19 protein-coding genes are annotated in these 18,658 nt (G+C 71.1%); 14 read left to right on the top strand and 5 right to left on the bottom strand.

Features of this window, described 5'->3' with window-relative positions; all coding sequences use genetic code 11:
* Window positions 1–82 precede the first annotated feature (82 nt).
* The 5 genes from OIE74_RS03815 to OIE74_RS03795 all read left to right on the top strand — a co-directional run bounded on the left by OIE74_RS03815 (window position 83) and on the right by OIE74_RS03795 (window position 3,690).
* On the top strand, window positions 83–952 hold the full coding sequence (locus OIE74_RS03815) for an ATP-grasp domain-containing protein (protein ID WP_329378394.1): 870 nt from the start codon (window positions 83–85) through the stop codon (window positions 950–952).
* The gene (locus OIE74_RS03810; protein WP_329378392.1) at window positions 949–1,773 is read left to right on the top strand and encodes an ATP-grasp domain-containing protein; all 825 of its coding nucleotides are present in this window, start codon (window positions 949–951) and stop codon (window positions 1,771–1,773) included. Before OIE74_RS03815 ends, OIE74_RS03810 begins: the two co-directional genes overlap by 4 nt.
* Before the next feature lie 252 nt (window positions 1,774–2,025).
* The gene (locus tag OIE74_RS03805; protein ID WP_329378390.1) at window positions 2,026–2,166 is read left to right on the top strand and encodes a hypothetical protein; all 141 of its coding nucleotides are present in this window, start codon (window positions 2,026–2,028) and stop codon (window positions 2,164–2,166) included.
* Between the two features lie 131 nt (window positions 2,167–2,297).
* Complete coding sequence (locus tag OIE74_RS03800; RefSeq protein WP_329378388.1) at window positions 2,298–2,894, top strand: hypothetical protein; 597 nt, start codon at window positions 2,298–2,300, stop codon at window positions 2,892–2,894.
* 64 nt (window positions 2,895–2,958) lie between these two features.
* Complete coding sequence (locus tag OIE74_RS03795) at window positions 2,959–3,690, top strand: DUF1775 domain-containing protein (protein WP_329392155.1); 732 nt, start codon at window positions 2,959–2,961, stop codon at window positions 3,688–3,690.
* A 13-nt stretch (window positions 3,691–3,703) separates the two neighbouring features.
* Here the strand turns inward: OIE74_RS03795 and OIE74_RS03790 are convergent, their stop codons facing one another.
* Window positions 3,704–5,761, bottom strand: a complete 2,058-nt coding sequence (locus tag OIE74_RS03790; RefSeq protein ID WP_329378386.1) for a heavy metal translocating P-type ATPase — start codon at window positions 5,759–5,761, stop codon at window positions 3,704–3,706.
* Between the two features lie 94 nt (window positions 5,762–5,855).
* Between OIE74_RS03790 and OIE74_RS03785 the strand changes: the two genes are divergently transcribed.
* Window positions 5,856–6,251, top strand: a complete 396-nt coding sequence (locus OIE74_RS03785) for an ArsR/SmtB family transcription factor (RefSeq protein ID WP_329378384.1) — start codon at window positions 5,856–5,858, stop codon at window positions 6,249–6,251.
* Here OIE74_RS03785 and OIE74_RS03780 read toward each other — a convergent pair.
* Window positions 6,235–6,699, bottom strand: a complete 465-nt coding sequence (locus OIE74_RS03780) for a hypothetical protein (RefSeq protein WP_329378382.1) — start codon at window positions 6,697–6,699, stop codon at window positions 6,235–6,237. The genes OIE74_RS03785 and OIE74_RS03780 overlap by 17 nt on opposite strands.
* Window positions 6,700–6,735: 36 nt before the next feature.
* Window positions 6,736–7,173, bottom strand: coding sequence for a VOC family protein (locus OIE74_RS03775; protein ID WP_329378380.1), 438 nt, complete (start codon window positions 7,171–7,173; stop codon window positions 6,736–6,738).
* Between the two features lie 161 nt (window positions 7,174–7,334).
* On the opposite strand from OIE74_RS03775, the gene OIE74_RS03770 reads away from it, so the two are divergent.
* The 4 genes from OIE74_RS03770 (at window position 7,335) to OIE74_RS03755 (ending at window position 10,419) form a co-directional block, all read left to right on the top strand.
* Window positions 7,335–7,706 (top strand): VOC family protein, encoded by a 372-nt coding sequence (locus OIE74_RS03770; RefSeq protein ID WP_329378378.1) that lies wholly within the window; start codon window positions 7,335–7,337, stop codon window positions 7,704–7,706.
* Window positions 7,707–7,934: 228 nt separating this feature from the next.
* Window positions 7,935–8,756, top strand: a complete 822-nt coding sequence (locus tag OIE74_RS03765; protein WP_329378376.1) for a hypothetical protein — start codon at window positions 7,935–7,937, stop codon at window positions 8,754–8,756.
* Window positions 8,757–8,827: 71 nt separating this feature from the next.
* Window positions 8,828–9,766, top strand: a complete 939-nt coding sequence (locus tag OIE74_RS03760; RefSeq protein WP_329378374.1) for a metallophosphoesterase family protein — start codon at window positions 8,828–8,830, stop codon at window positions 9,764–9,766.
* Window positions 9,763–10,419, top strand: a complete 657-nt coding sequence (locus tag OIE74_RS03755) for a 4'-phosphopantetheinyl transferase family protein (RefSeq protein WP_329378372.1) — start codon at window positions 9,763–9,765, stop codon at window positions 10,417–10,419. Before OIE74_RS03760 ends, OIE74_RS03755 begins: the two co-directional genes overlap by 4 nt.
* 89 nt (window positions 10,420–10,508) lie before the next feature.
* On the opposite strand, the gene OIE74_RS03750 is transcribed toward OIE74_RS03755, so the two are convergent.
* Window positions 10,509–10,931, bottom strand: a complete 423-nt coding sequence (locus OIE74_RS03750) for a DUF350 domain-containing protein (RefSeq protein WP_329378370.1) — start codon at window positions 10,929–10,931, stop codon at window positions 10,509–10,511.
* A 358-nt stretch (window positions 10,932–11,289) separates the two neighbouring features.
* On the opposite strand from OIE74_RS03750, the gene OIE74_RS03745 reads away from it, so the two are divergent.
* Together OIE74_RS03745 and OIE74_RS03740 are read left to right on the top strand one after the other, a co-directional pair.
* Window positions 11,290–13,413, top strand: a complete 2,124-nt coding sequence (locus tag OIE74_RS03745; RefSeq protein WP_329392154.1) for a glycoside hydrolase family 3 N-terminal domain-containing protein — start codon at window positions 11,290–11,292, stop codon at window positions 13,411–13,413.
* Window positions 13,414–13,548: 135 nt separating this feature from the next.
* The gene (locus OIE74_RS03740) at window positions 13,549–13,902 is read left to right on the top strand and encodes a GNAT family N-acetyltransferase (RefSeq protein ID WP_329378369.1); all 354 of its coding nucleotides are present in this window, start codon (window positions 13,549–13,551) and stop codon (window positions 13,900–13,902) included.
* 449 nt (window positions 13,903–14,351) lie between these two features.
* Here OIE74_RS03740 and OIE74_RS03735 read toward each other — a convergent pair whose 3' ends face one another.
* A complete protein-coding gene (locus OIE74_RS03735) occupies window positions 14,352–16,745 on the bottom strand; it encodes a GH92 family glycosyl hydrolase (protein WP_329378367.1) in 2,394 nt (797 codons plus the stop codon).
* Window positions 16,746–17,137: 392 nt separating this feature from the next.
* Between OIE74_RS03735 and OIE74_RS03730 the strand changes: the two genes are divergently transcribed.
* Together OIE74_RS03730 and OIE74_RS03725 are read left to right on the top strand one after the other, a co-directional pair.
* Window positions 17,138–17,668, top strand: a complete 531-nt coding sequence (locus OIE74_RS03730) for a toxin-antitoxin system HicB family antitoxin (RefSeq protein WP_329378365.1) — start codon at window positions 17,138–17,140, stop codon at window positions 17,666–17,668.
* 78 nt (window positions 17,669–17,746) lie between these two features.
* Window positions 17,747–18,637, top strand: coding sequence for a DUF4097 family beta strand repeat-containing protein (locus OIE74_RS03725; RefSeq protein WP_329378362.1), 891 nt, complete (start codon window positions 17,747–17,749; stop codon window positions 18,635–18,637).
* Window positions 18,638–18,658: the final 21 nt, after the last annotated feature.

Here is an 18,658-nt window from a genome sequence, read left to right as displayed (position 1 = left end):
TCGGCCGCTGTGCGATCTTCGCTGTGGGAGCGTGCGCAGCGGCGCTCGCGGCTATCCGGTGGTCACCGGGCGGGGAAGGTCGATGAAGCTCTGCTTTTTGGTGGAGGAGCAGTACCGCTACGACGGTATGCCGGTTGAGGTGATCGCCCAGCTCAGGGAGTGGGGGCACCATGTGGACGTGCTGCGGCCCGGCAGTTCGCTGATACGGGTGTCGGACGCCGTACGGGCGGGCAGTCACGACGCCTGGGTGCTCAAGACGGTGTCCGGCGGTCCCGGGCTGACCCTGCTGGAGGCCGCCGCTGCCGTCGGCCTGACGACGGTCAACGACGCGCGATCGGTCCGGGGCGTACGGGACAAGGCGCTGGCGGCTGCGATCGGGCGGAGCGGAGGTCTGCCGGTGCCGAAGACGTACGCGGCGGCCCGCCCGGAGTTACTGGCGGAGATACCGGACGCCGACTTCCCCCTCGTCGTGAAGCCTGCCGACGGGAGCTCCGGCAGAGGAGTGCGGCTGGTCGCGTCGCCGGGACTGCTGGCCGGGATGAAGGAGGAGCTGGCGGCGGATGGGATGCTGATCGCCCAGCCGTACGTGCCCAACTCCGGCGTGGATCTCAAGGTCTACAGCGTCGCGGGCGAACTGTACGCGGCCCAGCGGTCCTCGCCTCTGCATCCCGGACAGACCGCTTTCGAGCGGCGTGTGCCGCTGACCGCCGAAGTCGCCGCTGTCGTGGCCGCGGCCGGCGCCGTCCACGGGCTCGATCTGTACGGCGTGGACATACTGCTGGGGCCGGACGGGCCGGTGATCGTCGACGTGAACGACTTTCCGAGCTTCCGTCAGGTACCGGACGCGAGGGCGCGAGTGGCACGGGCGATACTCGATCTGGCCCGTACGGGCGGCACGGTGGTGCAGCGGCAGGCGGCGTGTTCCGGGGCCAGGGCCGGTGAGGCCGGATGAGGATCGGCCTGATCACCCCCCGCCCCGACCATCCCCTCCTGGCGGGCATGACGGCGCTTCTGGCGTCCCACCACCGAGTTGAGCCGGTCGATCCGACGGCGGGCGATCAACTCTTCTCCTACGGGCGCGAGTCGGCCGGCCCACTCGCCGACGTCTACCTGCTCAAGGCCAGAACCCCGCAAGCGCTGGCCCTGGCCCGGTCCTTGGAGGAGCGGGGCGCCACCGTGGTGAACTCGGCCGCCGCGACCGAGCTGTGCCAGGACCGTACGGCGATGGCCGCGCTGGCGCACGAAGCCGGCCTGCCGTTCGCGAAGACCACGACCCTGGCGACGCTGCGCCAACTCGCCACCCGGGCTGACCTCACCCACCCCCTGGTCGTGAAGAGCCGGCACAGTCGGCGGAACGATCTCGTCGCCCGCGTCGACACCGGCGCCCAACTGAGTACCCTCCGCGCCACGTGGGAGGAGGAGCCGGTCGTGGTGCAGCCCTTCACCGAGAACAGCGGCTGGGACCGGAAGCTCTGGGTGATCGCCGACCGCGTCTTCGCCGCGCTCCGCCGCTCGGAGCTGGCGGACGACGACGGCCGGGGGCCGACGCTGCCGCTCGCCCTCGGTGATCTGCCGGGCGGCTGGGTCGGACTCGCCCGTGCGGTCGGGTCCGTCTTCGCACTGGACGTGTACGGCGTCGACATCATCGACGCCGGCGGAGCCCCGTTGATCGTGGACATCAACGCCTTCCCGGGAATCCGCGGCCAGTTGGGCGCCCCGTCGGCGCTCGCGGCTCTGGCACTGCGGAAGGCCGGGGCCGCCAACGGCGGCTAGGGCGTGTTTGAGAAGTAGCGTCGTCCGCCCATCGGGCGGGGCCCACGGCGTCTGGTGCGTGCGATCGCAAGGCGGAGGATCAGCCCCGTAGATGGACCGGACGTACTTGGATGACTCCGACAACGCAGCGAGCGCGCGTGCCAGGCGTCGTGGGCCAGACGGGACTTCTAAAACACGCCCTAGGCAACGGCCGGTTGCCCACACCGTCGGTACGAACGCGGCCCGGTCGGCTCAGAGCCCGGCGATACCCGGGTGCCCGCCGCCCTCGACGGCCGCCTCGCCGACGTCTTCGCCGACTACTCGCCCGACGAGATCGCCGTACTGGGCGACTGGCTGACCCGCACCGGAGCACTGTTGGCCGCGTATCTCGCCGAGTTGCGGGAGCAGGGTTGACGCCTGACGGCCGGGAACATTCCGGATCTCTCCCGGGCGGGCCGCTCCGATAGGTCATGCTGGTGGCCGCCATGCTCCGGACGATACGTTCCCGCGCCGCGCGACGATTCAGGTCAGGTCCACTGAGCGGCGTGCCGGTGGCCGCTGTGCGCGGCGCGGTGTTCAGCGTGGCGAGTACGGTGCTCGCCGTCACGGGACACCATCTCGCCTCCGGGCAGCCTCTACCCGGTCGGAGCCCATGGGTCGTCTTCGGGCTGCTGCTCCTGGTGACGCTCCCCTTCTCTCGCACGCCGAGGTCGCTTCCCACGGTGATGGCGGCCACCGGCGCGGCCCAACTCGCCCTGCACTTCTGGCTCTCACGTGCCCCTGGGCGGCCCGCCGGAAGTCCGCACACGATGAGCGACCACGCCGGTTCGCACGACGTCCATAACGTCTGGCACTCCGGCGGGCACGGCGTGACGATGACCGCGGCCCACATCGCCGCGGCTCTCCTTGTCGCCTGGTGTCTCCAACGTGCCGACTCCGCCTGCTCGTTCGTCGGCGAACGCCTCGGTGAGGCCATCGGCTCCTTCGTCGTACGGCTCCTCCCGGCGGGAACGGTCCTGCCGGCGCCCCGTCCGCCGCTGCCCGTCGCGGCGCGGGCGAAGTCCCCTCCGTACGACTTCCTGATGCTCGCGTACGTGGTGGTGCGCCGAGGTCCTCCGACGGAGCCCGCTCTCGTCTGCTGACCTGGCGGCCTGCTTCCGCGTGCCGCGAAACCCTTCACCACCATGGGAGTTACCCGTGACCCGTATGACCGGGCGGTCCTCCGCCCGCCGCCTGTCCGCCGTTACCGCTGTCACCGCCGTGGCCTCGGCGGTCTCGTTCGCTCTCGCCGTACCGGCATCGGCACACGTCGAAGTCGAGTCCAAGGGCGCCGGCGCACTCGCCGAGAACGTCACCTTGGACTTCAGCGCCGAGACGGAGTCGGACAAGGCCGGAATCGCCAAGCTGGAGGTGGTGCTGCCGAAGGGCATCGAGCCGGCCGACATCACGTACAAGGACGGCCCGGAGGGCTGGAAGCTGGCCGTCACCGAGCGGGGTTACAGCGTGGGCGGCCCGGCGGTCCCCGCCGGTGAGGACGTCGCGTACGCCGTGACCGTACGGCAGCTTCCGGATGCCGATTCGGTGGCGTTCAAGACGCTCCAGACCTACAGCGACGGCCGCGTCGACCGATGGATCGAACTCGAAGAGCCCGCCGGGGGCGGGCACGGCAGCCTCGCGCCCATCCTCGAACTCGCGCCCGCCGAACCCGGCGCGAAGCCGCTCGGCCCCAGCCCGTCCGCCGAGCCCGCCACCCCGACTCCGTCCGGCCCGGCCGAGCCGGCGGACACGGCCACGGACAGCGCCGAGACCGGTGCGGCCGACACGGAGGACGAGGACACCAACACCCTCGCGATCGTGGCTGTCGTCGTGATCGTCGTCGCGGGCGTGGGCGGCGCTGCCTGGTGGTTCCGGCGCCGTAGCGGCACCGGCACGAGCTGACCCGACCGTACGGTCAACTCGACTTCTGCGGTGAGTCGTTGAGGACGTGGCGGGGCGCCTGCCGGGGTGTTCCGCCCCCCGATGGCGGGCGCGCGCCCCCATCCGCGGCCGCGCGCGTCCAGGCGGACTCGCGAAGCAGGCGAAGGCCGTTGAGACCCACGATGACGGTTGACCCTTCGTGGCCGAGGACACCGAGTGGCAGCGGCAGGTGCCCCACCAGGTCCCAGACCACCAGGCCGGTGATGAACACCGACGCGATGACGAGGTTCTGCACGACGAGGGCGTGGGCGCGGCGGGAGAGGGCGACGACCGTGGGCACGGTGGCGAGTTCGTCACGGACGACGACCGCGTCCGCGGTCTCCAGCGCGAGATCGGACCCCGCGCGGCCCATCGCGATACCGGTGTGGGCGGCGGCCAGCGCGGGCGCGTCGTTGACTCCGTCGCCGACCACCAGGACCCTGCGCCCGTTCCTCTCCTGCTCCTGGACGGCCGCGACCTTGTCCTGGGGCAGCAGCCCGGCCCGTACGTCGGTGATGCCCACCTCGGCGGCCAGCCGCGCGGCGGCGCGCGGGTTGTCCCCGGTGACCAGCACGGGGGTGCCGCCGGTGAGCTTCGTCAGGGAGGCGACGGTGGCCGCGGCGTCCGGCCGGAGCCGGTCCGCGATACCCAGCACACCGGCCGTCGCACCGTTCACCTGAACCAGTACGGCGGTACGGCCGTCCTCCTCCAGCTCACCCGCCAGAGCGGCGGCTGACGACGTCTTCCGGAGCCCGGTCAGCAGCCGGGAAGGGGCCCCGACGGCGATCGAGTCGCCGCCCACGGTGGCCGTGACGCCGACGCCGGGGGAGGAGCTGAACTCCTCAGTGGCGGGGACCGCGAGACCACAGTCACGGGCGGCGTCCACGATCGCGCGCGCGAGCGGGTGCTCGCTGGGGTGCTCGGCCGCCGCCGCGAGCGTGAGCAGGCCGTCCTCGTCCAGACCGGAACCGTCCAGTGGCCGGATGTCGGTGACACGCGGGGTGCCCTCGGTCAGTGTCCCGGTCTTGTCCAAGGCGACGAGGTCGACCTGGCCCAGCCGCTCCATGACCACGGCGGACTTCACCAGCACACCGTGCCGGCCCGCGTTGGCGATCGTCGAGAGCAACGGCGGCATGGTGGCCAGCACCACGGCGCACGGCGACGCGACGATCATGAAGGTCATCGCCCGCAGCAGCGAGTCGGTCGGTCCGGCGCCGAAGGCGAGGGGGACCAGGAACACGGCCAAGGTGGCGACGACCATGCCGATCGAGTACCGCTGTTCGGCCTTCTCGATGAACAACTGCGTGGGCGCCTTGGTCTCGGAGGCTTCCTCCACCATTTTCACGATGCGGGCGATCACCGAGTCCGAGGCGTCCTGCCCGACCTCGACCCGCAGCGCGCCGGTGCCGTTCAGGGTGCCTGCGAAGACCTCGTCACCGGTCGCCTTGGCGACAGGGAGAGGTTCGCCCGTGATGGTGGCCTGGTCGACCTCGCTCGCCCCGTCGAGTACGCGCCCGTCGGCCCCGATCCGCTCGCCGGGGCGGATCACGATGGTGTCCCCGACAGCCAGGTCCTCGGCCGCCACGCTCTCCTCGGTGCCGTCGGCCAGAAGCCGGGTGGCGGTGCCGGGTGCGAGATCGAGCAGTCCGCGCACCGAGTCGGCGGTGCGCGCGGTGGCGATCGCCTCCAGAGCGCCGGAGGTGGCGAAGATGACGATCAGCAGCGCGCCGTCGAGGACCTGCCCGATGGCGGCGGCACCGAGCGCGGCGACCACCATCAGCAGATCCACGTCCAGCGTCTTGTCCTTGAGCGCCTTCAGGCCCTCCCAGCCGGGCTCCCAGCCGCCGGTGAGGTAGGTGGCGGCGAACAGCGGTCCCCAGGTCCATGCCGGGGCGCCTAGCAGGTCAAGCGGGAGTGCGATCAGGAACAGGCCCAGGGAGACCGCCGCCCAGCGGGCCTCGGGCAGCGCCAGCACGCGGGTGCGCCGCCGGGTGGTGGTGGCGGTGGCATGGGCGGGGCGGGACGGTGCGGGTTCGGTCAGGGTGGAGGCCATGACGGCAGGAGTCCTTCAAAGGAGGAGGTCTTGCCCTCACCGTACAGGAACGCTTGAACAGGTATTCATGTGTTCCTTCCGTAGGATGGAGACCATGGGCCACGGAGCGAACACCCCGGACAGCGACGCGACACCGCGCACCCGGCTGACCGCGGAGAACGCGCCGCAGGTCGCGACCACCCTCCAGGCGCTGGCCACCCCGTCACGTCTGCTGATCCTGGCCCGCCTGCGCGAAGGGCCCTGCGCGGCGACGGAGTTGGCCGCGGCCGTCGGCATGGAGCAGTCGGCCTGCTCCCACCAACTGCGCCTGCTGCGCAACCTCGGCCTGGTCACCGGCACGCGTCAGGGCCGTTCCGTCGTCTACGCCCTCCACGACAACCACGTCGCGAGCCTCCTCGACCAGGCCCTCTACCACGTGGAACACCTCCGCCTCGGAGTGACCGACGAACCCGCCGAAGCCCTCGCGCCCGGCGTCAGATATGAGCCATGACCTGACGTACCGGCCTGCCGAGCGCGGCGGTCAGCGCGGTCAGCTCCTCGCCGGTGAACCAGTCACGTCCCGGGTTCCAGATCGCTATCTCGAAACGGGCGAAGCCGCACGGCCACTCGTACTCCAGCGTGTCGATCGACAACTCGGCGCCGCAGCAGGGGACATGGGCCAGCAGTGTGGACAGGCCGGTGTCCCCCCGGATCTCCAGGAGCTCGGTCCACCAGTTTGGGTCCACGGATCCGGCACACCGCGGGCACCCGATCCTCTCCAGGTTGGCTCCGCAGTCGACGATCATGATCGCGTCGTGCCAGCTGACCTGGACATCGGCGAAGCCGTCGGTCAGTCCCGGGACCAGCTCGGCCACGACCGCGGCCGTACGGTCGGCAGCCCCGGGGTCGGGCTGCCAGTGGGGGTCGGTCGGTATGACCGACAGGATGTTGTCGCTCACCTGCGGCCTCGATTCGTCGATGGGAGGGGCGGGGGATCAGACGAGGCAGAACTCGTGACCCTCCGGGTCGGCCATCACCACATGGTCCGGCTTCCCCTTCAACTCGTGTTCCTGTATCACCGTCGCCCCCGCGGCGGTCAGCCGCTCGACCTCGGCGAGGACCCGCGGCCACCGTGTCTCCCAGGGCACATCCCGGCCGCCGCCGACCCGGAGATCCAGATGCAGCCGGTTCTTCACCACCTTCGACTCCGGGACCTTGAGGAAGGACAGGGTGGGCCCGACCCCGTCCGGATCCGCCAGATACGCTCCGTCGTCCCACTCCTCCTCCGGGACTCCGTAGTCGATGAGCCACGCCTCCCACGAGGAGAAACCGGCCGGCGGAGGCGGCTCCCCATACCCGAGCGCGAGCGCCCAGAACTCAGCCAGTTTCGCGGGGTGCGCGCAGTCGATCGTCAGGCTCCACTTGGTGGACACGGTGCCTCCCAGTTCGTATGTACAAAACCGTATCCGGCACCACTGACAACGCCCCGCGACCGAAGCGCCGGCCCCCCGGAAAAGCATTTCCGCCCGCCCACCCCGACCGATAGCCTCACGCCCCGTGAAGTGGAGCCGCTATCCGACTGGAGGGTCCTGACATGGCCAGTAAGTTCACCGAACTCGCCATCGACTGCGCCGACCCGGAAGGTCTCGCCCGGTTCTGGTGCGCGGTCCTCGACTACGAGGTGCGGGACCAGGACGAGGGAATCGTCATCATCGGCTCCCCCGCGCTCCCTGAGGGCAAGGACCGCCCCGGACCGGTCCCACCGATGCTGACCTTCGCGAAGGTGCCCGACGGCAAGACCGTCAAGAACAGGCTCCACATCGACGTCAATCCGACCGACAGGGAGCAGGACGCGGAGGTCACCCGTCTGCTCGCCCTGGGCGCCCGTTACGCCGACGTCGGCCAGGGCGAAGTGAGCTGGGTCGTCCTCGCGGACCCCGAGGACAACGAGTTCTGCGTCCTCTAGGGCGTGTTTTAGAAGTCCCGTCTGGCTCACGACGCCTGGCACGCGCGCTCGCTGCGTTGTCGGAGTCATCCAAGTACGTCCAGTACGAGGCTGATCCTCCGCCTTGCGATCGCACGCACCAGACGCCGTGGGCCCCGCCCAGTGGGCGGACGACGCTACTTCTAAAACACGCCCTAGGCCCGCCGCCCCTGACCGGAGAACGCGCAGCCCGGAAAGGCGTTCGCGACCATGCCGCAGAACCCCGGTCCATCGGCCGAAGTCTCGGCCGAGTTCACCGACTTCGTGTCCCGGGCCTCCGCCTCGCCCGACGTGGTCGGCCTCGTCCTGAGCGGATCGCGGGCCAGGCACGGCATGGCGACCGCCCGTTCCGACCACGACGTCTACGTGATCACCGCCGACGACCGCACGGGGGTCCCGCCCGCCGTCGCCGAGGGCCGGCGCTCGCCCGCGCTGGACGTGATGCCGCTCTCCCTGTCGGAGTTCCGCGCCCATGCCCTGCCCGGAGACACGTACGCCTGGGACCGGTACGCGTTCGCCCACAGCCAGGTACTGCTCGACCGGCTCGGCGGCACGATCACGCGACTCGTCGACGAGAAGGCGGTGCTCGACGATCTCGAAGCCCACCAACTGGTCCGCTCCGAACTGGACGCGTACATCAACTCCCTCTACCGGTCCCTCAAGAGCCACCGCGACGGCCGCCCCGCCGTCGCACACCTCGACGCGGCGGAGAGCGTTCCGTACCTGCTCACGGTCGTGTTCGCCCTGCACCAGCGGGTCCGGCCGTACAACAAGTACCTGCCGTGGGAGCTGGCACACCATCCGCTGGGCGCCCCGCAGTGGGCCGCCGACGTGCTGCTTCCGCGGATACGGCGCGTCGTCGCCGACGGCGACCCCGCCACGCAGCGCGCCCTCTTCGCGACAGTCGAAGGCGCCGCCCGGCAGGCCGGTCACGCCTCGGTCATCGACTCGTGGGGCACGGACATCGACCTCCTGCGCCCCGGCGGCCGGCCCGCGCCCGCCGATCGCGCGGCAGGGGAGAATAGGGGTTGATCATTGGGGGCGCCTGCATATCCTTGGCGAATGCGCTACTTGCGGGCCCGCCGAGTTCGGAGCGATTACCGGTGACGACCTATGAGATACGTGGCGCGGCGCCGCCCCCCTCCGCTGTCCACCCCACACCCGGCTCCGCCTCGTCACCGAAGAAGCCCGGACGGCTCGTCGCGACGAGCGATCTGCACATCCGGCACCCGGAGAACCGGAAGATCGCCGACTCCCTGTGGCCCGAGTCGGAGCACGACTGGCTCCTGGTGGCCGGTGACATCGGTGAGTTGGTGTCCGACATCGAGTGGACCCTGCGCACGCTGAGCGAGCGGTTCGCGAAGGTCATCTGGGTTCCTGGCAACCACGAGCTGTGGACCGCCCCCGACGACCCCATCCAGCTCAGGGGCGACGCGAAGTACCGCCATCTCGTGGAACTCTGCCGCCGGATCGGCGTCGTCACGCCCGAGGACCCCTACCCCATCTGGGAGGGCGAAGGCGGCCCCGCCGTGATCGCGCCGCTGTTCCTCCTCTACGACTACTCCTTCCGGCCCGCCGGCACCGACTCCAAGGCATCCGCCCTCGCGGTCGCCGAAGCCGCCGGGGTCGTCTGCACCGACGAGTTCCTGCTCCACCCCGACCCGTATCCCAGCAGGGAGGCGTGGTGCCGCGCCCGGCTCGCGGCCACCGAGCGCCGACTGGCCGAGATCCCGGCCGAATTGCCCACCGTCCTGATCAACCACTGGCCGATCGTGCGCGAACCCACGAACGTGCTGTGGCGCCCGGAGTTCGCCCTCTGGTGCGGCACCGAGGCGTCGGCGGACTGGCCGCGCAGGTTCCGGGCGGCGTCGGTCGTGTACGGGCATCTGCACATCCCCCGGCTGATGTGGTGCGACGGGGTGCCTCATCAGGAGGTCTCGCTCGGCTACCCGAGGGAGTGGGGACGGCGCGCGCAGCAGCCGGGCCGCCCCGTACAGATACTTCCGCTGCCGATCCGTGAGGAAGCGGGGCAGACGCGGTGATCGAGCGCATCGTGCCCGCCGAGGTGGAGACCGCCGAAGCGTACGGAGACCTCGCCGAGGCCACACTCTTCCCGGAGGAGGCCCTGTTGGTGAAGTCCGCGGTACAGCAGCGCCGCGGCGAGTTCGCCACCGCCCGGCACTGCGCGCGCCAGGCCCTGACACGGCTGGGCGCGCCGGCGGGCGCGATCCTGACCGGTGAGCGCGGCTCGCCGCTGTGGCCGCGGGGCGTGGTCGGCAGCATCACCCACTGCGCGGGTTACCGCGCGGCCGTGGTCGCCCGCCCCGCGCATGTCACCTCGATCGGCGTCGACGCCGAGCCCGCGCTGCCGTTGCCCTCCGGGGTACTGGAGGCGGTGGCCCTGCCGGACGAGCAGATCGCGGTCAAGGAACTCCTGGAGTCCGTGCCCGGGATCCCGTGGGACCGGCTGCTGTTCAGCGCCAAGGAGTCGGTCTACAAGGCGTGGTTCCCGCTGACGAGGCGCTTCCTGGAGTTCGAGCAGGCACGGCTCGTCTTCGACCCGGTGGGCGGGACGTTCACGGCCCATCTGCTCGCCGGTCCCGCGCGGGCGGGGGACCGGACCCTGCACACGTTCGACGGACGCTGGCTGTCGGAGAAGGGCATCGTGCTGACCGCGGTCGCGATCCCGGCCTGATCCGAAAGACACGCCCTGGACGAGGCGCCAGCGCGGCTGACGCGACCGGGCTGTTCCGGCAGCCCGGTCGTACGCGTACGCCCCGCCGTTCAGGCGATCGACGCCGAAACGATCGCCGACACCGCGATGTTGCACGAAGCCGTGACCCACACCGCCGGGTGCGGCTCAGCCTCGACCAGCGTCGCGCCCAGCTTGCCCGGCGTCACCAGATCCACCACGAGGAACGCCACCGCCATCATCACCAGGCCGAGCACCCCGAACGCGGCCGTCGACGCCAAACCCTTGCCGAAGTCGTCGTACGTCGTCCAGATGGACGTGAAGACGATGCCGCCGATCCCCAGGAGCGCCGAGCTGAGCAGGAGCGCGGCGTTGCGGTTGCGCTCCTCCCAGATCTGCTTGCCGAGCTTCCCCGGCGTCAGCAGGTCGACGAGGACGATGCCGAGGATCAGAAGGACCACACCGAGCGCGCCGTAGGCGCCGGCCCGGCCAAGTCCGTTGACTATGTCGTTCATTGGGAAGCTCGTCTCCGCTGCTGAAGATGATCGTGGCAAAGGCGTCGCAAAATGTATCGCACGGTGTCCGAGGCGCGAGCGGGAGCGGGAAACCGCAGCCGAACCGCGTCCCGACCGTGGCCGGAAGCTCGTGTTCCCCGCCCGGATTATCGATCAACATGCCTGATCTCCCGCTTTGTCCCGCTGTCCGCGTGGACCCCGCTCACTACGATCGGTGCGACCGCCGTCGCGGCAGGCGCGCCGGCACGCGCGTCCGCCGCCACCGGCGGCCCCGCGCCCGCCACCGAGAGGACACGTCGTGCAAGCCGCCACCCCGGCCGACCCGTACCACCGCCCCGTCGCCGAACTGCTCGCCCGGATGACCGAGGACGAGAAGCTCGGCCAGCTCCAGCAGCTCGCCTGGGCGGGAGCCACCGGCCCCGGCGGCACCCAGACCCGGCAGGCCGAAGAGGCCGCCCGCGCGGGCCTGTTGGGCTCCGTACTGAACATCCACGGCGCCAGGGAGAGCAACGCACTCCAGCGGATCGCGGTCGAGGAGTCCCGGCTCGGCATCCCGCTGATTTTCGGCCTCGACATCATCCACGGCTTCTGGACAACCTTCCCGATCCCGCTCGCGCAGGCCGCGAGCTTCGACCCGGCGGTGTCCGAGCTCGACGCGTCGGTCTCGGCGGCCGAGGCACGGTCCAACGGCGTGCACTGGACGTTCGCGCCGATGATGGACGTCACCAGCGAGCCTCGGTGGGGCCGGATCGCCGAGTCCGGCGGCGAAGACCCGTATCTGAACGCCGTGTTGGCGGCGGCCAAGGTACGCGGCTACCAGGGCGGCGACCTGAGGGCGAAGGACCGGATCGCCGCCTGCGCCAAGCACTATGTCGCGTACGGCGGGCCCGAGGGCGGCCGGGACTACAACACCGTCGACGTGTCCGAGGCGCGGCTGCGCAATCACTACCTGCCGCCGTTCAAGGTGGCCGTGGACGCCCAAGTGGCCACGGTCATGGCCGCGTTCAACACCATCAGCGGTGTCCCCGCGCACGGCAACGAGCACACCCTCACCCGAATCCTCAAGCAGGACTGGGGATTTGACGGCTTCGTCGTCAGCGACTGGTCGGGAGTGCAGGAACTCATCCCGCACGGCTTCGCCGCCGACGGCGCGGACGCGGCCTCACTCGCCGTCAACGCCGGTGTCGACATGGAGATGGTCAGCACCCATGTCGCGGACCACGGACGGAAGTTGCTCAGCGAGGGGCGGATCGACGCCGCGCGGCTGGACGACGCGGTCACCCGCGTCCTGCGCGTCAAGTTCCGCCTCGGGCTCTTCGACGACCCGTACGTGCCGGAGGCGGCCGAGATCCCCGGCCCGACGGCGCGGGCCCGGTCGGCAGCCCGTACGGCCGCCGCGCGCTCCATGGTGCTGCTGAGGAACGAGGGAGCGCTGCCGCTCGTGAAAACGGTCGGATCGGTCGCCGTCGTCGGGCCGTTCGGCGACTCCGACGATCTCCAGGGCACCTGGGCGGGACCCGGTGCGGAGAAGTTCCGGTCCGTCACGGTGCTGGACGGCGTACGCGCCGCCGTACCGGACGCCGAGGTGACCCACGCCCTTGGCATCGACGCCACCGGGCAGGACACCGGCACGCTCCCGGCCGCCGTCGCGGCGGCGCGGGCCGCCGACGTCACCGTCGTCGTCGTGGGGGAGAGCCCCGCCATCAGCGGCGAGGGGAACTCGCGCAGCGACATCGGACTGCCGGGCCGGCAGGAGGAGTTGATCGCCGCGGTCGCGGCGACGGGCAAGCCGTACGTCGTCGTCCTCGTCAACGGCCGCCCGCTCACCCTCGGCGACTGGGCCGACGACGCCCCGGCCGTCCTGGAGGCCTGGCACCCCGGTATGGAGGCCGGGAACGCGGTCGCCGACGTGCTGTTCGGCGACGTCGACCCCGGCGGCCGGCTCCCGGCGTCCTTCCCCCGTACGGTCGGCCAGATCCCCGTCAACTACAACCACGAACGGACCGGCCGCCCCTACGACCCGGCCGACCCGGACCAGCGCTACGTCTCCCGCTATCTGGACGTGGCCGACGGCCCGCGCTACCCGTTCGGGCACGGCCTGAGCTACACCACCTTCACGCTCACCGAGCCGTCCCTCAGCCGGGGCTCCGTCACCGCCGGGTCCCTGAGGGAGGGCGGCACCGTAGAGGTCGCCGTCACCGTACGCAACACGGGGGAGCGCGAGGGGGACGAGGTCGTCCAGCTGTACCTGCGCGACCCGGTCGCGAGCATCGTGCAGCCGGTACGGCGACTGCGCGGATTCCGCCGCGTGACCCTCGCGGCCGGGGCGTCCACCACCGTGCGCTTCAGTCTCGGCGCGGACGACTTCGGCTTCTGGACCAACGATCCGGACGGGCGCTTCGTGGTCGAGGAGGGGACGGTCGACATCATCGTCGGCACCAGCTCGACGGCCACCGCCAAGGACACCCTGACGATCACCTGAGGCATCGGGGTCCGCCTGGGGTCCACTTGCTTCCGACGGAGGCCCGCCGGATGATTCCGGCGGGCCTCCGCCTCGTACGGAGAGCACGAGAGCACCCGGAGCGTTTTCGCCGACGACCAGGGAGACGGACCAGCCATGGCAGAGACCGACATCCGCGACAACCGGGCACAGGGCCGGCTGGAGGCGTACGAGGGCGACGAGCTCGTCGGCGTCGTCGGCTACTTCGTGCTGGGCGGTGCCCCGGCCGCGCTCGTGGCTGTCCACACCGTGGTGGAGCAGGGCCACGAGGGCAAGGGCATCGCGGGCACGCTGGTGAAGGAGTTCTACGAGATGGCCGGCCGCGAGGGCGTACCCGTCGTACCGCTGTGCCCGTACGCCGCCAGGTGGGCGCAGCGCCACCCCGACGAGGTGACCGTGGCGCCCGCGGCCGACGAGGACACCGTGCGCGCCGCCGAGGCCCGGTTGAAGGCGGACTCCGGGCGCTGGTGAGGCCGGCGGGGGTGATGCGGCGGGCCTGTCATGAGTGGACCCGGCGCGCGTGGGCACGCGCATCGCGAGACATTGGGAACGCACGAGTCCGTACCTTTGGAGGACTGGCATGACCCATCCGTATCCCGACCCCGTACCGCCCTCGCCCAAACCCCCGCCGGGCCCGCCCGGCCCCGAACCGGGCCCCGCCCCCGGCCCCGTGCCGGGTCCATCGCCCGTTCCCGGACCCCCGCCGGGCCCCACCCCGGACCCGATCCCCAGTCCTCCGGGCCCCGACCCGGTCCCGGACCCGGAGCCCCAGCCGGGCCCGGTGGGCCGAGGCGCGTCCATTGGATCAGGCCACCCACCCGCTCGAACATGAGAGGTACGCACCGGAGCCCCCGACCACGAAGGTCGAGGGCTTCGGCGTCGCCCGGCAAAGGCCTACAAGGGCGTCTCACGCGGTGCGATCAGCGGGGCAGTGTGCCCGGCCTCGTCGCCCATGTCGTGTCCGGCTGGTCCGTGAGGGTGAAGGTGAGCGAACCGCCGCGGCGTACCAGCGCGGAGTCGACCCACGAAGCGTCGCGGACCCGGCCGTTCAGCCGGACCTCGTCCACGTACTGGTTCGCGTCCGAAGCCGCCGGAGCCGTGATGGTGATCGCGCGCCGCCCGTCCGCGCCCGCGACCACCGCGCGCGGGAACAGCGGAGCCGTCAGCAGCAGATCGCCCCGGCCGGGGGCCTGCGGGTAGACGCCGAGCGCCGCGAAGACGTACCAGGCGGACATCGTGCCGAGGTCGTCGTTGCCCGGGAGCCCCGAAGGACCGGTCCCGTACACCGTGTCGACGATCTCGCGGACGGTCTCCTGGGTCTTCCAGGGCTGCCCGAGCGCGTTGTAGAGCCAGGGCGCGTGGATGCCCGGCTCGTTCGTGGGGTCGTAGCGCAGGGCGTCGCCGCCGCGGATCGACCAGGAGCCGTCCGGCTTGTGGAAGAAGAGGTCCAGCCGGGCCGCCGCCGTGTCCCGGCCGCCCATCGCCTCGGCCAGGCCCTGTACGTCCTGCGGGACCATCCAGGTGTACGTGGCCGCGCTGCCCTGCGCGAAGCCGCGGTCGGACGCCGGGTTGAAGGGAGTGACCCAGTTGCCGTCCAGGTTCCTGGCCTGGATGTAGCCGGCACCCGCCGTGGCCTGGGGGTTGAACACGTTCTTCCAGTAGCCGCCCCGCTCACTCAGCTCCCGGTACTCCCGGTCGCGGCCGAGCTCCCGCGCCCACTGGGCGAGCGCGGCGTCGGCGACGGAGTCCTCCAGGGTCTCGGCGGCGCCGCCCCAGCAGTGGCAGACGTCCTGCGCCGCGTAGTGCGAGTCGAGGTACTGGGCGAGATTGGGCCGCTGCCCCTCGCACTGACCGGGGCAGCCGGCGTCGGAGAGCCCGTCCGGGTGCGGGACGGTGGCCTGCCGGTAGAGGGAGTCGAACGCACCCTTGGCGTCGAAGTTCCGTACACCCATGGCGTAGAACGTCGCCAGCGTCGCGGCCGTCGGGTCGCCCGTCATCACATGCGTCGCGCCGCTGATGTGCACCCAGCGGTCCCACACGCCGCCGTTCTGCTTCGAGAAGTTGAACAGCGACTGGGCGAAGTCACCGGCGACGCGCGGCTCCAGGAGGGCGAGCAACTGCACCTGCGCGCGGTACTGGTCCCAGCCGGAGAAGTTGCTGTACTGCGCCTTCTGACCGTGCGCCACGCGGTGTGTCTTGCGGTCCATCCCGGAATAGCGGCCGTCCCGGTCGCTGATCAGGTTGGGCTGCTGGAGCGAGTGGTAGAGCGCGGTGTAGAACGCGGTGCGCTGCGCCTCGCTGCCGCCGCTGATCGCGACGTCGCGCAACTGCCGGTCCCAGGCCGCCCGGCCCTTCGCAGCCACGTCGGCCACGCTCGACCGGGACGGTATCTCCCCGCGAAGGTTGGCCTCGGCGCCGGCGAGTGAGACGTACGAGATGCCGAGCCGCATGCTGACATCGTTGTCCTGTGCGGTGTCGAAGCTGACGTAACCGCCGGAACCCTGGCCGGCGCGGTCGGCCCCGGTCTTGTAGCCCTCGCCGCCGTCGGCCGTGGTCGAGCCGGCGGACAACTGGTCGTTCTTCCAGGTGCCGACGCCGGAGAAGGCGCGGTCGAAGGAAGCGGTGAAGTAGAGGCGGTAGTAGCTGTTGCGGTTGTTCACACCGCCGTTGGCACGCCGCCCGCAGAACGCCCCGGTCTCCACCCAGCCGGTGACCTTGCGCGCCTTCTCGTCGATCTCGACGTGCGCGTCCTCGCTGCCGTTCAGGGAGTTGGAGACCCGGAAGAGCAGATTGGCCGGCTTGTCGGCCGGGAAGCTGAAGTCCGCGACACCGGCCCGCTCGCTGACCGCGAGATCGGCCGCGGCGCCCGAGTTGAGCCCCACGCGGTAACGGCCGGGCTCCGCCTTCTCGTTGTCGTGCGAGAAGTCCGCAGCGTACTTCGCGTCCTTGGTGTCGGCGGACGGCGAGCTGTCGACGTCGCCCACGAACGGCATGATCGGCACGTCACCCGCGGCCCCGGGGTGGCACCCGGCGCCATTGACGTGGGTGAGGCTGAGGCCGCGCATACGGGTCGCGTTGTACGAGTAGCCGTTGGCCGCGCCGGTGTCGGTCTGGTCGCCCCTGGTGCTGGTCGGGGACCAGGCGATCATGCCGAACGGCAGGTTCGCGCCGGGGTAGGTGTTGCCGCCGTTCGCGGACCCGATCAGCGGATCCACGTACTCCACGGGGTGCCGCACCTGGGCGGCGGAGGGCTCGGCGACGGCGGTCGTACCGGCGGCGAGCGAGGCCACCAGCCCGGCCAGAGCCGCGACCATGCCACCGCCGAACAGAGCCGATCGGCTCCTTCTTCTTCGCTTCTCCCGGAACGCTTCCATCCCGAATCACGACCTTTCGTGTATAGCCACATTGCCTGAAACCGGTGCGACCCTAGGGGCGTTCGGCGGTCCGGTTTCATCCGGTGGGAAGCACAGCCGGTGAACGTTGTGTGAAGCAGCCGCGGGCAATTGACCCGCGCCACCGGCGTGTTGCCCCAGTGGTCCACATGGCGCCATCGTGGTGTCACTGTGGATCTATCGCAAGCCATGCCACTGCCAGCACGGCATCATGACGAATGAATCCGAATGCGAAGTCGCAGGTCGTAGCCGCCTCGCCGGAGAGGTGGCCCATCTGGCTCGCAATAGCGCCATCGATGTGCCATGATGGCGTCATGGACCTCACGCCCTACGTCGACAACCTCCGGCAAGAGCTGGCCGTCGCCGCGGACGCCGGCGGCGAAGACGCCCGCGCCCTCGCCGAACGGCTCACCGCGCCCCTGGAATCCGCCGCCCGCCTCACCCTCCTCAACGCACTGTCCGCCGCCATGGGCGAGGTCACGCGGGAGCTCGCGCCGGGCTCGGTCGACGTTCGACTCCGGGGACTCGACCCGGAGTTCGTGGTGACGGCGCCGCCCGCCCCCGAGCCGTTCCGGGAGGAGCGGGAGCCGGTCGCGGCCCCCGCGGCCCTGCCGCCGCCACCGCCGCCCGGGGACGGCGACGACGGCGCCGTGGCACGGATCAACTTCCGCCTCCCCGCCCATCTCAAGGCCCGCGCCGAGGCCGCTGCGACCGCGGAGGGCCTGTCGGTGAACGCCTGGCTGGTACGGGCCGTGTCGACCGCACTCGACGGCGGCGAGCGCACGAGCCCGGCGGGCCGCGGCAAGGACTCGGGCGGCCGGGGCTTCACCGGCTGGGTCCGCTGACGCGGCGACAGAACTCCGAGCCTCAACACCCGCCTCAGCAGCGGGATCAACCACCCAAGCCATGAGGACGGTACAGCCATGCCTGCTTTCGAGACCCCCCAACCGATCTCCGTCACCCTGGAGTTGGATTCCGGCACCGCCCGCGTCATCGCGGGCAAGCGCACCGAGACCGTCGTCGAGGTGCTGCCGAGCAACGGATCCGACGACAACGACGTACGTGCCGTGCAGCAGACGCAGGTCACCTTTTCCGGTGGCCGTCTCACCGTCAAGACACCGAAGAAACGGTCCCTGTTCGGCAAGCCGGGCACCATCGAGGTGAGCATCGAGCTGCCCGCCGGATCGGATGTCCGGGCCACCACGTCCCTGGGCGGGTTCTTCTGCGAGGGCCGCCTCGGGGACGTCACGCTCAAGACCTCGCTCGGGGACCTCCAGGTGGACGAGGTGGCCGGCGGCGACTTCAAGACCGACCACGGCGACATCCGCCTGGCCCGCTCGACCGGAGACGTCGAGGTCATCGGCGCGGGCCGGGTCGAGATCGGCACCGTCGCGGGCACCGCGACGGTGAAGAACGGCAACGGCGCTACCGAGATCGGTGAAGTCACCGGCGGCCTCAAGGCCAACGCGGCCAACGGCGACATCTCCGTCGGCGTCGCCCACAGCGGCGTCGGCGCCAAGTCCGCCAACGGCCGGATCGAGATCGGCGTCGCCCACGCCGGAGCCGAGGTGATGTCCTCCAACGGCCGGATTCGTGTCGCCGACGCCCGCCGAGGCCGGTTCGACCTCCGCACCTCCGTCGGCGACCTCGAAGTCGGCATCCACGAAGACACGGCCGCCTGGCTCGACGTGAACACCAAGTACGGCACGGTACGCAACTCGCTCGGCTCCTCCAGCGGCCCCGCCGACTCCGACGAGACCGTCGAGGTGCACGCCCGGACCGGGGTCGGTGACATCACGATCCGCCGCGCCTGAGCCACGGCCGGCCCCCCCCGC

The sequence above is a fragment of the Streptomyces sp. NBC_01716 genome, from assembly GCF_036248275.1.
Taxonomy (GTDB): Bacteria; Actinomycetota; Actinomycetes; order Streptomycetales; family Streptomycetaceae; genus Streptomyces.
The sequence above is the reverse complement of the archived record's forward strand: the minus strand, read 5'-3'. Positions and strand labels throughout refer to the sequence as shown.

Bases quoted from the DNA above. Each gene is read 5' to 3' on its own strand.
- OIE74_RS03795 (WP_329392155.1), top strand. From the start codon at position 2,959: ATGACCGGGCGGTCCTCCGCCCGCCGCCTGTCCGCCGTTACCGCTGTC.
- OIE74_RS03765 (WP_329378376.1), top strand. From the start codon at position 7,935: ATGCCGCAGAACCCCGGTCCATCGGCCGAAGTCTCGGCCGAGTTCACC.
- OIE74_RS03730 (WP_329378365.1), top strand. From the start codon at position 17,138: ATGGACCTCACGCCCTACGTCGACAACCTCCGGCAAGAGCTGGCCGTC.
- OIE74_RS03815 (WP_329378394.1), top strand. From the start codon at position 83: ATGAAGCTCTGCTTTTTGGTGGAGGAGCAGTACCGCTACGACGGTATG.
- OIE74_RS03750 (WP_329378370.1), bottom strand. From the start codon at position 10,931: ATGAACGACATAGTCAACGGACTTGGCCGGGCCGGCGCCTACGGCGCG.
- OIE74_RS03790 (WP_329378386.1), bottom strand. From the start codon at position 5,761: ATGGCCTCCACCCTGACCGAACCCGCACCGTCCCGCCCCGCCCATGCC.
- OIE74_RS03740 (WP_329378369.1), top strand. From the start codon at position 13,549: ATGGCAGAGACCGACATCCGCGACAACCGGGCACAGGGCCGGCTGGAG.
- OIE74_RS03725 (WP_329378362.1), top strand. From the start codon at position 17,747: ATGCCTGCTTTCGAGACCCCCCAACCGATCTCCGTCACCCTGGAGTTG.
- OIE74_RS03745 (WP_329392154.1), top strand. From the start codon at position 11,290: ATGACCGAGGACGAGAAGCTCGGCCAGCTCCAGCAGCTCGCCTGGGCG.
- OIE74_RS03785 (WP_329378384.1), top strand. From the start codon at position 5,856: ATGGGCCACGGAGCGAACACCCCGGACAGCGACGCGACACCGCGCACC.
- OIE74_RS03735 (WP_329378367.1), bottom strand. From the start codon at position 16,745: ATGGTCGCGGCTCTGGCCGGGCTGGTGGCCTCGCTCGCCGCCGGTACG.
- OIE74_RS03810 (WP_329378392.1), top strand. From the start codon at position 949: ATGAGGATCGGCCTGATCACCCCCCGCCCCGACCATCCCCTCCTGGCG.
- OIE74_RS03770 (WP_329378378.1), top strand. From the start codon at position 7,335: ATGGCCAGTAAGTTCACCGAACTCGCCATCGACTGCGCCGACCCGGAA.